This is a genomic window from Oleiphilus sp. HI0043 (assembly GCF_001634935.1).
Genome location: NZ_LWEY01000336.1, coordinates 1 through 14531, shown reverse-complemented (window position 1 = coordinate 14531; position 14531 = coordinate 1). Strand labels below are relative to the sequence as shown.

The window sequence follows — 14531 nt, the reverse complement described above, 5'->3', positions numbered from 1 at the left end:
CCCTTTGTTATTTATAAGAAGCTTTGCTTAAGCCAGTAGCCCATCTAAAGGGTTTTTATCCCAAGGCCTACTAAATAAAGACTCAATAACGGAACTTGGGATATGGGTATAGTGCGCGTATTCCCACTTAGGTGTTTTGTCTTTATCTATTAATAGCGCACGAACGCCCTCCGCAAAATCGGGATGACGGATCATGTTGGTCGCTAAAACCAGCTCGCTTGTAAAAGCGTTTTGTAAATCAGTATAACGATGGCGTTTTAACTGCTCATAAATCGCAACAAGAGATAACGGGGAGCCAGCAAGTAAAGTTTGCTTAGATTTGTTGAGAAAAGTGTTACTTTCATCAAAAGCTACGATTGCATCCGTAATTGAACATAAAGAGTTATGCTGGCACGCCTGCTCAAGCACTTGTAGGTTTAGCTTTATTTGCGAACTTTGAAGTTGTTTGCTTGTAAGCTCTAGTGCCTTTATAGCTTCTGTTACCAAGAGGTGGTTGTTATCATTTTCTTCTGAAAATTCAAGCTTGGATATTGCATGAATCAGCTTTTCGACATCATTTAACTCAATGGCAAAATCAGCTAAGCGGCAAAATAGTGTATCGGCTGCATTAATAGCTACGCCCGTTAACGCCAGAAAATATCCTAGATTATAGGGAACCTGATTAAGAAATTGTGTTCCACCTACATCAGGGAACAGACCAATAGTTATCTCGGGCATAGCCAGTTTAGTGGTGTCGGTGATAACTCGATGACTGGCGCCAGCGAGTAAACCTAAACCACCACCCATGACAAAGCCATGCCCAATACAAATGATCGGTTTGTAATAAGTATGAATAAGATAATTGAGTTGATATTCCTCAAAAAAGAACTGTTCTGCATCGATACAAGCACCGTCTTGTTGTGCTATCGCAGAGCGATAAAGTGCTTGGACATCGCCGCCAGCGCAAAAGGCTTTGCTGCCTTGCCCCTTTAAAATTACAGCTTGAATATCATCGTTACTTGCCCAATCTTTTAGTGACTGCGTGAGTAAACGGACCATTTGAAGCGATAGGGCGTTTAGCGTCTTTTCGGAGTTGAGTGTTAAAACTCCCACACTGCCATTTTTAGCAGCAAGTACTTCGACTAGCACTTCTTCGGACGCTGTTGTTTCGACAGTCTCAGTTGCTTGTGATGATTTATTCATTTACTTTTTCCACTCTGGAGAGCGTTTCTCGAGAAACGAATTAGTGCCTTCAAGTTGGTTGTCACCACCAATTAGATTAATGAATTCGGTGCGCTCATGCTGAAGTGAAAGCGATATGGCGTTTTCTCGAGCTGTACTTAAAAGCTTTTTACAGGCAAACAAAGCATCGGGGCTTTGCTTACTTGCAGACTGTGCATAGTTCATGGCGCTTGATAAGGCCTCGCCTTTCGGTACACTTTCTAGTGCTAATCCGGTTTGAACGGCTGTTTCGGCATCCATTCTCTGCCCGAGCAAGATCATTTTACTTGCCCACGCTTCGCCAATTAACCAACTCAACCGCTGTGTGCCACCAGCGCATGGTAAAAGACCAACACCTGCTTCAGGCAGTGCAACCTGAGCCTGTTCTTCGACGATACGGATATCACAGGCAAGTGCACACTCAAGACCTCCACCCATCGCGTAACCATTGATAGCCGCGATGGATACACCCTTAAAACTTGCAAGGGCTTCAAATGCTTCGCCAAAACGGTGTGCAACATCTTTTGAAAGTATCTTGTCGCCGCTACTAAACTGCTTAAGGTCTGCACCAGCAGAGAAAAACTTTTCGCCTTGCCCGTGTATGACTAAGGCACTTATTCCGCTCATTGCATTGAGTTTTACGATGACGCTTGAAAGCGCGCCAAGGCTTTCCAAGTCCCAGGTATTTGCAGGTGGATTGTTGATAGTAATTTTAGCAATATGACCATCGACAGTAACAATAATTTTGTCACTAGGGGAAATAGTCTGATTTTCTTGTGTCATAGCGGGTGTTCTTTCCTTTTTCAGAAGATTGGAATGCGCGAAGCTTGCCTACTAGCTTATCCGAGAAGCTGGAAGTTTTCATCAGATAACAAGGCTCTAGCAATGATTAAGCGCATTACTTCGTTAGTACCTTCGAGAATACGATGCACGCGCGTATCTCTAAAGTAACGTTCGATAGGGTATTCCTTGATATAGCCGTAACCACCGTGCAATTGTAGGGCTTCATCGCAAATCTTAAAACCGAGATCAGTCGCTAGGCGTTTAGCCATCGCGCAATGAACCGATTTATCGGCTGCACCTTGGTCGAGTTTAAATGCGGCTAGGCGGATCATCTGGCGAGAGGCTACAAGCTCTGTCAGCATATCAGACAGTTTGAACTGGGTGGCTTGAAAATCGGCAATCGTCTGATTGAATTGCTTGCGCTCCTTAACATAGCTAATACTCTGTCGCAGGCTCGCGCGCGCAGTACCGACTGAGCAGGCAGCAATATTGATTCGGCCGCCATCTAGGCCTTCCATCGCCAACTTGAAACCGTCACCTTCATGTGCCAAAAGGTTTTCTTTGGGTACGCGTACATTCTCAAAATGAATCAAGCGGGTCGGTTGATTGCTCCATCCGAGCTTTTCTTCTTTCTTACCAAAACTGATACCTTCACTTGTAGCGGGTATGGCAAGGCAAGTAATACCTTTTGGGCCTGCCTCGCCAGTTCTAAGCATTGTGACTAAAAGGTCAGTATCGCCAGCGCCGGATATGAAGGCTTTACAACCATTAACGATATAGTGATCGCCTTCGAGTTTTCCACTGGTCGTTAGTGAGGCAGCGTCAGACCCGGCTCCCGGTTCAGTCAGACAATAACTGACGAGTTTACGCCCTGATGCTAGCGCTTCTGACCACTGATCTACCAGAGACTTACGCCCATAGCGAGCGAGCATATTAAACGCCATATTATGGATGCTAATAAACGCAGCGGTAGAGGTGCAGCCGGACGCTAGTTCTTCCATAATAATGGAGCTGTCTAATCGCGACAGACCAATACCTTTATCAGCCTCTGGCACGTACATGGCCATAAACCCAAGTTTACCTGCTTCGACAAAGGCTTGCTTCGGGAACTCGCAGGCTGCGTCCCATATACTAGCCTGAGGTGCAAGTTCTGTCTCTGCGAAACGTTTTGCTGTTTCCTGGAAAGCGAGCTGATCTTCGTTTAAGTCGTAATTCATAAAATATAATACTTTAGGTGGCCTTATAAATTAATCTGTCTACTTTAAGCTAATCGACATGTTGGGTGCTTGCGCAGGAGATGATTTCCAGCTTGCTGTAATTGTTTTTGTCTCAGTATAAAAGCGGACTGCCTGCTTTCCGTAAGCATGTAAATCCCCCATAAACGAGCCTTTCCAACCAGTAAATGAAAAGAAAGGTAGCGGAACGGGAATGGGCAGGTTAATACCAACTTGACCAACTTCTATTTCGTGCTGATATTTTCGTGCACTAACGCCAGATTGGGTAAATATTGAGGTACCGTTGCCGTAGGGGTTACTGTTAACCAAATTGATTGCATCTTCAAGCGTTTCAACGTTCATGCATGACACAACTGGCCCGAAAATTTCTTCCTGGTATATGTCCATCTCAGTCGAAACGCCGGTGAAGAGTGTAGGGCCTAACCAGTTGCCATTAGGGTAACCTTCTACAACAATGTTTCGACCATCTATCAAGCAGTTAGCACCTTGATCTATTCCTTTTTGAATCAAGCCTGAAACACGCTCTACAGCCTGAGGACTAATCAAAGGCCCATAAGCTGAATCAGGTGAGTCCCAAGTGCCGGGCTTAACCGCTTTTAGGCGTTCAGCGAGCTCATCTGCCCAGACGATTGTTTCGCCAACAAAAACAATCACGCTAATTGCCATGCAGCGTTGTCCGGCAGCGCCAACCGTAGCGCCGACTAATGCGTTCATGACGGTGTCTTTGTCGGCATCAGGTAGTACGACCATGTGATTTTTCGCACCGGCAAAGCATTGAGCACGCTTCATCTCGCGAGTGGTTGTTAGATACACATCTTTGGCAACAGGTACTGAACCAACAAATGAGGTCGCCAGAATATCAGGATGTTTAATAAGTTGGTGAACCTGGTCTTTGCCACCATGAATCATTTGCACCAGACCTTTGGGTGCCCCGGCTTCCTGGAATAGCTCTAATAAACGAACAGTCGCTAAGGGAACTTGCTCAGAGGGCTTAAGGATCATGGCGTTTCCACAGGCTGTTGCCATAGGGAACATCCAAAGCGGAATCATTGCCGGAAAGTTAAACGGGGTAATACCGAGCGTCACACCAAGCGGCTGGGTCAGGCTATAGGTATCTACGCCCTTAGCAACATTTTCGACAGTCTCACCCATTAACAGGGAAGGAATGTTGCAAGCATGCTCGACAACTTCAATACCGCGCCATACATCACCCATAGCATCTTCAATATTTTTACCCGTGTCTTTAGCAAGAATCTCGGCAATCTCACGCTGATGTTCCTTTAACAAATACTGGTAACGTAGCATCAAGCGAGCGCGCTCACTGACAGGGGTTTCTTTCCACTCTAAGAATGCGGCTTTGGCGCCTTCAACGGCGCGATCAATTTCGCCTTTCGTGGCGAATGAGACCTCTGCAAGTACCTCTTGTGTCGCGGGGTTAAGAACGTTTTGTTTTTGCACGCTTTCACTGTGAACAAATTCGCCATTGATTAAGAGTGGAACTTGATGAGGCATGATTGGAGTCCTTATTATTCTTTATGCAGTATTTAGAATGCTAATGAAGGTCGTAGACGAGTAAAACTTATATTTCTAATGTTTTATATTTGATAGCCACTCTACTAACAATTATGCATAGAGTCATTGACTAAATTGCGATCGATATGGATTATATTGCTTTTTGACTGAGTGTTATATATGAGCGAACCCTCTAACTGGCCTCTGTCGGATAGGCAGGCAACGCGAATTCGTGTGCCAAAGCATATTCTGCAACAGCTCGCGCTTCATCCAATAGCTCGCCAAATCTTTGCTTCGTCGATTGGTTATTACCCCAGCGCAGCAAAGCATGAGATGGAGAGAATTGCGCATGACGACTATATTCTTATTTATTGTGCTGAAGGGCAGGGTTATCTAAGTACGAGTCACTACAAGGGGGAGATTCACCAAGGGGACCTGTTTATTTTACCGCCTGAAACAGCCCACCAATACCGCTCTGACCCTGAAACACCCTGGACAGTTTTCTGGTTTCATTTTCGTGGTGACCTTGCTGATAGTTATTACCGCTATTTATTTAAGGCATCTGATACCTCAGTTGTTAAAGCTCATGACGTTCAGACATTAGCTCGCTTTCGGGAGCTCATTGGTATTGCTCGCTCGAGTTTTACCCTGGATTCTTATATCTACGTTAGTAGCCTCTTGAGCCATCTTTTGATTTCAACAGCACATACAGTGATGGAAGATGCAAAAAAGTATGGTGGTATAAGTGTCGAAAAGACACAGGATTTTATGCAACAAAATATTGGCAAGTCACTAAGTCTTGCTGATCTTGCAGATGTTAGCTGTGTTTCTAAATACCACTTCTCCAGGCGCTATCATGAGTTGACTGGTATTTCACCGCTAAAACACTTTTCGAACATGAAGATCGAGCAGGCATGTTCTTTACTTGAGCAAACAAACATAAGTATTTCTGATATTGCTTACCAACTCGGGTATGATGATGCGCTTTATTTTTCGCGCGTCTTTAAGAAACTTATGAAGGTTTCGCCTAGAAACTACCGTAAGGAATTGCGCAAGCGGCTGGACGCGCCTTTGTAAAACGAAATATTTTTATTCTCTCCTTATTAATCGCCTAAAAAATAGTTATTTATTTAACCAATGCTTACAGACAGTCAAAAACAACTCATACAGTCCACTTATCGCAAGTTTACTTCTAGGGAAGGATTCCGCCCGCGATATGGGCAAAGAGTAATGATTGCCGAGATAGCAAAATATTTAGGCAGCATTAAAGAAGATGATCAGGGTGCACGAAAGTCCGACCCAGCAGTATGTGTTGTCGAGGCAGGCACCGGCACTGGAAAAACGCTTGCTTACAGCATTTCAGTGCTCCCTCTTGCTTTAGCGCAAGGTAGAAAAGTTATCGTTTCTACCGCTACAACCGCTTTGCAAGATCAGGTCATGAGCAAGGACCTACCTGAGCTAGCGAAATACTCCGGCCTTGATTTCAACTATGCCCTGGCAAAAGGTCGGGGTCGTTACCTTTGTCTGAGCAAGCTGGATCAACAGCTTGATAATGTCAATAGCGATACTACTGCGTTACCGCTATTTCTAACCCAGGAAGATAGCGTTTCTACCGATAAATCTGAGCTAGAGGTGTATCTATCTAAATACGCTTCAGGAGCTTGGGATGGCGACAAAGATACCTGGGAAAGCGTGATCGAACCTGAAGTTTGGCGCAGTCTATCGACTGATAATCAGCAGTGCAGCAAGCGCCGTTGCAGCTATTTTAATTCTTGCCCTTATTATGAAAGCAGAAAGACCTGGGACAATGCTGACATTGTCGTGGTTAATCATGATCTTTTGTTATCAGATCTGGCTTTGGGTGGTGGCGTTATATTGCCAGCACCCGAGCAGTCTATTTTGGTACTGGATGAAGGGCACCATTTGGCAGATAAGGCACTCAATCATTTTACGGTTCAAGGCGGTCTTAAAAGTACCGATAACTGGCTCAAGGTGCTTAGCAAAGCAATGGTGGAGCTTTCACCTTATTTATCGCAGGGTAATTTTCTTCACAAAAATATTGAGGATATTTCCTTGGTATCTACTCAGCTACATGACTGGATTACACGTACTTATGATTACCTTGCTCAGGAAATTCAATGGGATGAAGAAGACAATAATAGTGTCAAACGATTTCGCTTCCCACAGGGAGTTATACCCGAAGCGCTTTTAGATGCAGCGCAAGAACTAAAAGTTTTGTTTGCGAGTTTATGTCGTTTGCTTGACGATATTCGAAACGAAATGAACAAAGTTGTTGATGAAAAATCAGATTGCGGTTTATCTCGAGAAGAAGGGGAGCAATGGTTTCCTGTTATTGGTGCATTGTGTGACAGAGCCGAAGGTTTGCACGCGCTTTGGATGTTCTACGGAAAAGTTGAAAAAGAAGGTGCGCCGCCGAATGCGCGTTGGTTAATGCTGCGTGAATATGAAAACGCTGCCGATATTAGCTTGCATGGTAGCCCATTAAGCGCGGGTGGCTTGCTTCACGAAGCGTTGTGGAAAAAGTCTTACGCAGCAATATTAACCTCCGCAACATTAACAGCGCTTGGCAAGTTTGACCGACTTGCTCACAAAGCAGGTTTACCCGCTGATAGTGTTTATCATCGAGTGCAAAGCCCGTTTGACTTTAATCAAGTTGCCAAGCTGGTAATTCCTCCAATGACATCGTCAGCTTCAGACCCTGAACAGCACACTCAGGAAATATCCTCAAATCTGGCAAACTGGATTGGTGATGATCAAGCTGTATTAGTTTTATTCAGCTCTAGAAAGCAAATGAATGACGTGCTTTATCAAATAGACCCGGTCTTACGCAAAGATATTATGACCCAAGACGAATACTCAAAGCAGGAGCTGGTAAACAAACATAAAGCGCTTATAGATTCTTCAAAGCGAAGTATTTTGTTTGGCTTGGCTTCCCTCGCTGAAGGGATTGATTTGCCAGGCAATTACCTTACGCATGTTGTTATTGCCAAAATACCGTTTTCTGTGCCTAACGACCCTTTAGAGCAAAGCATTAGTGAGTGGCTCGAGGCGCAAGGTCGAAACCCGTTTATGGAAGTGACCGTGCCAGATGCCAGCCTTAAGTTGATTCAAGCTTGTGGTCGTTTGATTCGGACGGAGAAAGACACCGGCCAGGTGACGATTCTTGATAATCGGCTGCTCACCCGTCGTTACGGTAATCTCTTGATCAATTCATTGCCGCCATACCGTCGACAGTTTGGCTAAGCAAACCTGCTGAATCTATAAAATTTAGGCAAAAAAAAGCGGCGGATGATGCCGAACTATCATCTCGCCGCGTTCACAAGTCGGGCCTTGTAGGGAAGCCCTGATCGGAAAACTAATACCTGAAAGACGCAAACATCGCTAAGTAAAAGGCCTGAAGTTTTTACTTAGTACTGCTTGTTTCGATGAGTTTATAATAGGGCTTAGTCAGGCTTAATTAGATCGTCCATAAGGCTTACGCCTAGGCTTAAGTGATATAAAGTGTGATGCGCATCACACTTTATGATCTCGTATATTAGATCAGACCAATGCTTCGTGCTTTTGATAAAGCCTCTGTACGACTCTTTGCTTCTATCTTTCCATATAGGTTGCGAATATGTGCTTTGACGGTGGCCGGTGCGAGGCTTAGCTTCTGAGCGATCTCTTTGTTTGCTAAGCCCTGATCAATCAGGCCGAGCACTTCAAGTTCGCGCGAGCTAAGAGGTTCTAGCAATTGCTTATTGCTCTCCAATGCTGCTGCGCCAGGCAGTTCATCTTGTTGAACAGGCTTGGTCTCATTGCTTAATCCTAATGTTGCGCTCAATTTCTGCAAATAGCTGTCAGGTATGCTGGGATCAGCACCCAGTGCTAGAACCGGAAGAAGCTCAACAGCCTCATTGGTGTAAACAGAGATGAAGCCGTCCTGTGATGCGAGATGTAATGATTCTTTAATTGCTTCTTCGGCTTCTTTTGAGTTGTGGAGGCTATGGTAGATTGAGGCAGAAAGGTTCAATACTTGAATCAGGTTGTATACATGGTGCTTAGAACGAGTCTGTTCAGCAAGACGGTTAATTACTTCCAATGCAAGTTTATAATTACTTTGCGCCGCAAAAATCCGTGCTTTTGTTAGGTTAATATCCTCATAGTTTAAGGGGACAGCATTAATGCTTTCTTCGTTTAGTTCATTTATCACAAATTGAGCTTTCTCTATCATCCCCATTGATAAAAGGCAGCGAGCCTTTAGTGCGATGATACTTGGTGGAGTGAAAACGATGGAGTCTCGTTTGTGCTGATAGGTATGCCATGCATCATCCAAGCATTCGATAGCATCGACATATTTGCCCTGTGCAAAATAAAGCATTGCTTGGGTGTACTGAATGATTATGTGCTGGCCTGGCTCTGTCCCAATTTCCAAATGTCGTAGCAAGGGGTTGATGTACGACTGAGCGATAGTAAATTCGGCTTTCTCTGTATATATCAATGCCAAGGCACTATTTTGCCAACAAGAAATTATTCTAGGTTGAGAGTTGTCGTGATAGCTATCGATCCATTGTTGGTTAATAATCCCGGTTTCTAACGCTTTTTCAAGATTACCTTGGTAAAAATAGATCCATCCAAGCAGGCCGCTGCTTGATAGCACCGTGGTATATTTCTTCTCTCGCTTGCCATGCTCAATTGCTTCGCTCAAAGCAGCTTCCGCAGACTCCAGGTCACCGACAGCGAAGCTATCAAGACCAATTCCGTAATAGGTGACGGATTTAAGGGGCATCTTGGTTGTATCGAGCTCTTTCAGAACATCTTTAGTTAATTGTCCTGCGCTCTTTAGGTCTGACTGGCTGCGAGCCAGATAGGCCCGAATAAGCGAGATCTCACTATGTAAGTCAATTAATTCACTTGCGCTAGTTTCAATGCAAAGCAAGCGTTGCTTATCAATAAGGAGTTCCAGCTCTTCTAGCAAAGGGGCAATCACTTCAATTTTGTTACTGAAGAACAATGCCCAGATCTTAAGCATAATCGCGCGGGGAGACTGGCTAAATAGCTTTTCGGGTACTTTTCGAAGCCACTCTAAAACGAGTAAGTGATGCCCTTCATGTATTAGGTTGTTACCATTTTTTTCAAGCAATTGTATTAAAAGATCCCAATCTTGAAGTTGAACAACTTGCTCTATCGCTTCATGGGCTTGTTCATGCGTGACAAGCCACTCAATAGCGCTTTTCTGCAATGTTTCTAGAAGTGTTGGTTGCTCTACTTTAATTTTTCGAAGGAGCGACTCTCTAAACATCTCATGATAACGGTACCAGCTATGTTCATTATCTAAGGGGGTAATGAAGAGGTTTGCTCTATAAAGGTGGTCAAGTATCTTCGCAGAACCCTGGATATTAAGCATCGAGTCGCAAAGCTGCGCGTTTAAGCGGAGTAAACATGAAGACCTCAATAAGAAGTCTGAAACATTTTGCGGCTGTTGAGAGAGAATTTCACTCACAATATATTCGCTCAGATGCCTATCATCTGAAAGAAGCCTATCTACAGATATGAGCGACTGGTCAGCCTTGGGAGTGGAGACGGCGGATAGCGCTGCAAGTTGTAATGCGGCTATCCAGCCCTCACTGGATGCAAACAAGGAGTCTACTTGCGCATCACTTAACGATAGATTCATATAATCAAGAAGAAAAGCTTTAGATTCTTCAATAGAGAAGGCCAAGTCTGATGATTGTATTTGGTCTACCCAGTTTTTTACACTCCAACGAGAGATCGGAAGCGAAGGTTCGAACCTGCATGTGATGATAATTTGAACAGAAGGTGGCAGAAAATCGACAAAGTAGGCGAACTGGTTCAGGCATTCCTTACTATCAATGTTATGAAAGTCATCTAAGACAATATCAAGGTGCTCATTATGGCTAGCCCATTCATTCAACTCATTAATTATCGAAGTGACAGCGCCCTCAATGTGAGCTGAATCGTCCCGAAGCAGTGTCTGTGCTTCTTCTCCGAATTCAGAAATAGAGCTTTGAAGCGCTCCAAGAAAATAACGCCAAAATCTCAGTGCCTGATTGTCGTTCTGATCAAGTGATAGCCAGCAGTGTTTTGATTTACTGTGATGTAGCCACTGCGAAACAAGGGTTGTCTTACCATAGCCTGCAGGTGCAGAAACCAACACCAGCTTTCTGCCACTCCGAAGCTCAAGCCGCTCTAGTAGGTGCTTTCTTAAAATACTGCTTGGGTTATATGGCGGTGATAAGAACTTTGTTTTAAGTAGATTAAATGTTGGCGACATAGCTTCAACTGTATTTGTGTTGTGCGTTATTGGCTAAAAGATCGCGTATTTTACCCCAATAATCAATAGGATGCTGGCTAATATTGGCTGCAATATTTCACTTGGTAGTTTTTTGCTCAATTTTGAACCAAAGTGAATGGCAGGAATAGACCCAACTAGCAGGGAGATTAAAAGAACGAAATCCACATTACCAAGCTGCATATGTCCCAACCCGGCTATGAGCGTAAGCGGTACCGCGTGGGCAATATCAGTTCCGATGATAGTAACGGGGTTTAAGCGTGGATAAAGCATCATCAAAACTGCTGCACCAAATGCGCCAGCCCCAACAGACGTTAGGGTTACACAAATACCGAGAATAAACCCTGCAAATACAGTTAATAAGCCTTGGTATTTTTTAAGCTTATGACGCTCATTACTGCTTAGATTAAATGAACGGGTAAGGCGAGGTTTTATAAGAATTACCAGGGCGGTCATTATTAACATACAGCCAAGCACAGTTAATAAGATGTGTTGATAGCTGGACGGATCACCAAAGTGGTTCTTCAGCATGTAGACTGTAACAAGTGAAGCCGGGATACTGCCTAAGCCTAATCTAAATACTATCTGCCAGTTAACAGTAGACTGTTTCGCATGCGAAATTACACCGCTCGCCTTTGTTGCGGCGGCATAAATTAGATCCGTTCCAATGGCGATATGAGTCGGGAAACCGAAGAGTATAAGAAGCGGCGTCATTAAGGACCCGCCACCGACACCCGTCACCCCAACCGCAAAACCAACACCGGCTCCGGCAAGCACGTACGTAATAAAATCACCTAAAGCAAGAAATTCCATGATTATGGTCTAATATAGATAGGGAAATACAAGGCTTAGTTAATCAAATGGCCGTTTTTGAGGCCTTGCTGTTGATAACACTTCGAGCCAAATTGAACTTAGACAGCACATTAAACAAAGCTGTGCGCACCAATTTGATGCTATTTCTCATACTATAGCTAAGTTTTTTTATTTCCAATAAGAATATTTAGCTATAGCTTTATATCATTTTGGTGTAACCCGATCCTGTCTGGAGATAATAATGAAATTACAACAACTCCGTTATATATGGGAAGTCGCTCATCACGACTTAAATGTTTCTGCAACTGCACAAAGCTTATACACCTCTCAGCCCGGTATAAGTAAGCAGATTCGTTTGCTAGAAGACGAGCTGGGGGTAGAGATTTTCTCTCGTAGTGGTAAGCACCTAACACGGATAACACCCGCAGGCGAAGCGATACTGAAAGTTGTTGGCGATGTGCTTGGAGAAGTCGAAAGTATTAAAAAAATTGCTCAGGAGTTTAATAATGAGCACAAAGGTGACTTGTCGATTGCTACTACACATACACAGGCGCGCTATGTCCTGCCGACGGTAATTAGTCGATTTATGAATAGCTTTCCCGATGTTTCATTGCATATGCACCAGGGAACACCTGCTCAAATTTCCGAACTTGCCTCAGATGGCACCGTGGATTTCGCAATTGCGACTGAGGCGCTCGAGCATCATCCAGACTTAATCATGATGCCTTGCTATTCTTGGAATAGAATCGTTATCGTGCCTAACAATCACCCGCTTGCTTCAGATAGTGATATAACATTAGCCAAGCTAGCTGAATTCCCGATTGTCACCTATGTGAAAGGGTTTACCGGGAGGTCCAAGCTTGATGCTGCCTTTTCAGAGGCTGGATTATCTCCAAATATTGTCTTTACTGCGTCCGATGCCGATGTCATAAAAACTTATGTGAAACTCGGTTTGGGTATCGGGATCGTAGCATCCATGGCTTACGACACTCAAAAAGATGTCGGCTTGACTGCGATTGATACCGACCGACTGTTTGAGGCAAGTGTTACCAATATCGGATTCAGGAAGGGGACCTTTATGCGCGGCTTTATGTATGAGTTCCTACAACAGTTTGCACCTCATCTTACTCAGAAGGTTGTCGAGGAAGCATGCTACCGCCATATGCATCGTCAGGACGTTCAAGAAATGTTTGAAAATGTTAAGCTCCCGCGCTACTAAGAAGCATGGCTTAACATGAAGGCGCCTTAGTTGTACTCGAGTGCTGTAGGGTTGAGGGCTAGCAAGAAACTTTCAAGGTTGTCAGCCAACTCTTTATAATCTTTTCGACCTGGGCGCTCTAAAATGACTTTCCCGCTATGATTTTCAATACTTACAACTTCATTGCTGTCGGTGCAGCCGATAAATAGCGTTAAGCTCTGTTTGTTCTTAAGCTTCGCGAAACAGTGTCCGAGTATATTTTCTTTTAGACGCTCCTGATCTTCTTCGTTCCACGTTTGTATTAACGCAAAATCAACTAAAGGGTGCTCTACACGCATTCCGTTCGCCCAGTAGCTTTCGAAGAAGGCGTGGAAATCGGGATGGAATTTGGTCTCGAGCGCATCTTCAAGGCTTGCAAAGATATTCCCTGATCTCTTTTCCTTATGGCGCCAGTAATGACAGTCTTTGACGATACTAACTGCGCAAGGCGAGGGCCAGATCGGGTCGCATTGAAAAGAGGGTAAGCCGAGTTCATTAGCATTATGAAAAAGATTTTCGTAACGGGTTAGTATTGAATCGAGCGCTAAAAAAATCTTATCCATTATAATTTAATAAAGCCTAGTTCTTGATGTGTACTCGTGGGAGTGATTGTTGGTCTACAGATATCTTATCAATTGGGGCGATTACAGTCGACTCACCATTTACCACGACTTCACCATCTTGATTACTAACGTCACACTGAAACAACACTCTATGGTTTTCGAGCTTTTGGAGTACAGTGAGCTTTACCGTCAGCGTGTCTCCCAGCTCTACTTTTCGCTTAAAGCTTAGGTTTTGGTCCAGGTAGATACTTCCAGGCCCAGGAATGACTTTGTCGAAAGCGGTTGAGATAAGTGAGCTAGCCCACATGCCATAGCCGACTGTATCGTCATATACATTCTTTTTCGCAGCATCGACAGATAAAGCACTCAGCGGCATTTCGCCATTAGTCGCAGCAAATAAAACCAAATTCTCATCACTTAATGTTTTAGTAAATGTGGCATAATCGCTGACTCTTAATTCGTCATAGGTAATGTTTTCAAGTACGCGCATAACTTCTTAGCTTCTATAGTTTTGAATTAATTTTCTTTACAACTAATTTTGACAGAATAGTTTTAAGGTTCGTCTATTTAGAATAGGCTAGAATCCGTACGAATCAAAAACTTAGCTTTATTATTTTTTGTTATTTTGAACCAGGTTTTATCTAATGCCCTTAGATGTCAGAAAGCTTCAGCAGGCCATATCCAGCTGTTCTTACAAAGATCAAAGTCACTTTAAAAAACGACTCAAGCAACTCTCATCACACGGTGATGATAACGCCCTAGAGGAAAAGCTTGAAAAGCTAACTCAAGAAATTGAGGAATCTAAAGATCGTCTAAGTAAAAAAATAAACCGTCCGGTTTCAATCAAATACCCGCCTCAGCTACCTGTCTCCCAA

12 protein-coding genes are annotated in these 14531 nt (G+C 43.9%); 4 read left to right on the top strand and 8 right to left on the bottom strand.

All coding sequences use genetic code 11. The features are described 5' to 3' along the window. Nucleotides 1-27: 27 nt before the first annotated feature. From A3729_RS04805 to A3729_RS04790, 4 genes are read right to left on the bottom strand one after another with little or no spacing between them, the layout of a single operon-like run. On the bottom strand, nucleotides 28-1182 hold the full coding sequence (locus A3729_RS04805) for an enoyl-CoA hydratase/isomerase family protein (protein ID WP_068510278.1): 1155 nt from the start codon (nucleotides 1180-1182) through the stop codon (nucleotides 28-30). Then, nucleotides 1183-1983: an enoyl-CoA hydratase gene (locus tag A3729_RS04800; RefSeq protein ID WP_068510276.1), complete on the bottom strand. Its 801-nt coding sequence runs from the start codon at nucleotides 1981-1983 to the stop codon at nucleotides 1183-1185. Between the two features lie 56 nt (nucleotides 1984-2039). Then, a complete protein-coding gene (locus A3729_RS04795; RefSeq protein ID WP_068510274.1) occupies nucleotides 2040-3200 on the bottom strand; it encodes an acyl-CoA dehydrogenase family protein in 1161 nt (386 codons plus the stop codon). Between the two features lie 39 nt (nucleotides 3201-3239). Then, nucleotides 3240-4730 carry a CoA-acylating methylmalonate-semialdehyde dehydrogenase gene (locus tag A3729_RS04790; RefSeq protein ID WP_068510271.1) on the bottom strand — a complete coding sequence of 497 codons (1491 nt, stop codon included), beginning with the start codon at nucleotides 4728-4730 and terminating at the stop codon, nucleotides 3240-3242. A gap of 180 nt (nucleotides 4731-4910) precedes the next feature. Here A3729_RS04790 and A3729_RS04785 point away from each other — a divergent pair, with 180 nt between their 5' ends. Continuing rightward, complete coding sequence (locus A3729_RS04785) at nucleotides 4911-5807, top strand: AraC family transcriptional regulator (RefSeq protein WP_068510269.1); 897 nt, start codon at nucleotides 4911-4913, stop codon at nucleotides 5805-5807. A gap of 60 nt (nucleotides 5808-5867) precedes the next feature. Then, nucleotides 5868-7994 carry an ATP-dependent DNA helicase DinG gene (dinG, locus tag A3729_RS04780; RefSeq protein ID WP_068510267.1) on the top strand — a complete coding sequence of 709 codons (2127 nt, stop codon included), beginning with the start codon at nucleotides 5868-5870 and terminating at the stop codon, nucleotides 7992-7994. A gap of 292 nt (nucleotides 7995-8286) precedes the next feature. On the opposite strand, the gene A3729_RS04775 is transcribed toward dinG, so the two are convergent. Both A3729_RS04775 and A3729_RS04770 read right to left on the bottom strand, forming a co-directional pair. After that, a complete protein-coding gene (locus tag A3729_RS04775) occupies nucleotides 8287-11025 on the bottom strand; it encodes a LuxR C-terminal-related transcriptional regulator (protein WP_068633292.1) in 2739 nt (912 codons plus the stop codon). A gap of 33 nt (nucleotides 11026-11058) precedes the next feature. Beyond that, nucleotides 11059-11856: a sulfite exporter TauE/SafE family protein gene (locus tag A3729_RS04770; protein ID WP_068510263.1), complete on the bottom strand. Its 798-nt coding sequence runs from the start codon at nucleotides 11854-11856 to the stop codon at nucleotides 11059-11061. Nucleotides 11857-12097: 241 nt separating this feature from the next. On the opposite strand from A3729_RS04770, the gene cysB reads away from it, so the two are divergent. Beyond that, nucleotides 12098-13075 carry an HTH-type transcriptional regulator CysB gene (cysB, locus tag A3729_RS04765; RefSeq protein WP_068510261.1) on the top strand — a complete coding sequence of 326 codons (978 nt, stop codon included), beginning with the start codon at nucleotides 12098-12100 and terminating at the stop codon, nucleotides 13073-13075. 26 nt (nucleotides 13076-13101) lie between these two features. Here cysB and syd read toward each other — a convergent pair whose 3' ends face one another. Both syd and A3729_RS04755 read right to left on the bottom strand, forming a co-directional pair. After that, nucleotides 13102-13656, bottom strand: coding sequence for a SecY-interacting protein (gene syd, locus A3729_RS04760; protein ID WP_068554184.1), 555 nt, complete (start codon nucleotides 13654-13656; stop codon nucleotides 13102-13104). Nucleotides 13657-13672: 16 nt separating this feature from the next. Further along, a complete protein-coding gene (locus A3729_RS04755) occupies nucleotides 13673-14146 on the bottom strand; it encodes a hotdog domain-containing protein (RefSeq protein ID WP_068510682.1) in 474 nt (157 codons plus the stop codon). Nucleotides 14147-14300: 154 nt separating this feature from the next. Here A3729_RS04755 and A3729_RS04750 point away from each other — a divergent pair. Then, nucleotides 14301-14531, top strand: a 231-nt coding sequence (locus tag A3729_RS04750; RefSeq protein ID WP_156497665.1) for a hypothetical protein, incomplete at its 3' end; no start/stop codon positions are given.

Bases quoted from the DNA above. Each gene is read 5' to 3' on its own strand.
- cysB (WP_068510261.1), top strand. From the start codon at position 12,098: ATGAAATTACAACAACTCCGTTATATATGGGAAGTCGCTCATCACGAC.
- A3729_RS04805 (WP_068510278.1), bottom strand. From the start codon at position 1,182: ATGAATAAATCATCACAAGCAACTGAGACTGTCGAAACAACAGCGTCC.
- A3729_RS04790 (WP_068510271.1), bottom strand. From the start codon at position 4,730: ATGCCTCATCAAGTTCCACTCTTAATCAATGGCGAATTTGTTCACAGT.
- A3729_RS04800 (WP_068510276.1), bottom strand. From the start codon at position 1,983: ATGACACAAGAAAATCAGACTATTTCCCCTAGTGACAAAATTATTGTT.
- A3729_RS04755 (WP_068510682.1), bottom strand. From the start codon at position 14,146: ATGCGCGTACTTGAAAACATTACCTATGACGAATTAAGAGTCAGCGAT.
- syd (WP_068554184.1), bottom strand. From the start codon at position 13,656: ATGGATAAGATTTTTTTAGCGCTCGATTCAATACTAACCCGTTACGAA.
- A3729_RS04795 (WP_068510274.1), bottom strand. From the start codon at position 3,200: ATGAATTACGACTTAAACGAAGATCAGCTCGCTTTCCAGGAAACAGCA.
- A3729_RS04785 (WP_068510269.1), top strand. From the start codon at position 4,911: ATGAGCGAACCCTCTAACTGGCCTCTGTCGGATAGGCAGGCAACGCGA.
- A3729_RS04770 (WP_068510263.1), bottom strand. From the start codon at position 11,856: ATGGAATTTCTTGCTTTAGGTGATTTTATTACGTACGTGCTTGCCGGA.
- A3729_RS04775 (WP_068633292.1), bottom strand. From the start codon at position 11,025: ATGTCGCCAACATTTAATCTACTTAAAACAAAGTTCTTATCACCGCCA.
- dinG (WP_068510267.1), top strand. From the start codon at position 5,868: ATGCTTACAGACAGTCAAAAACAACTCATACAGTCCACTTATCGCAAG.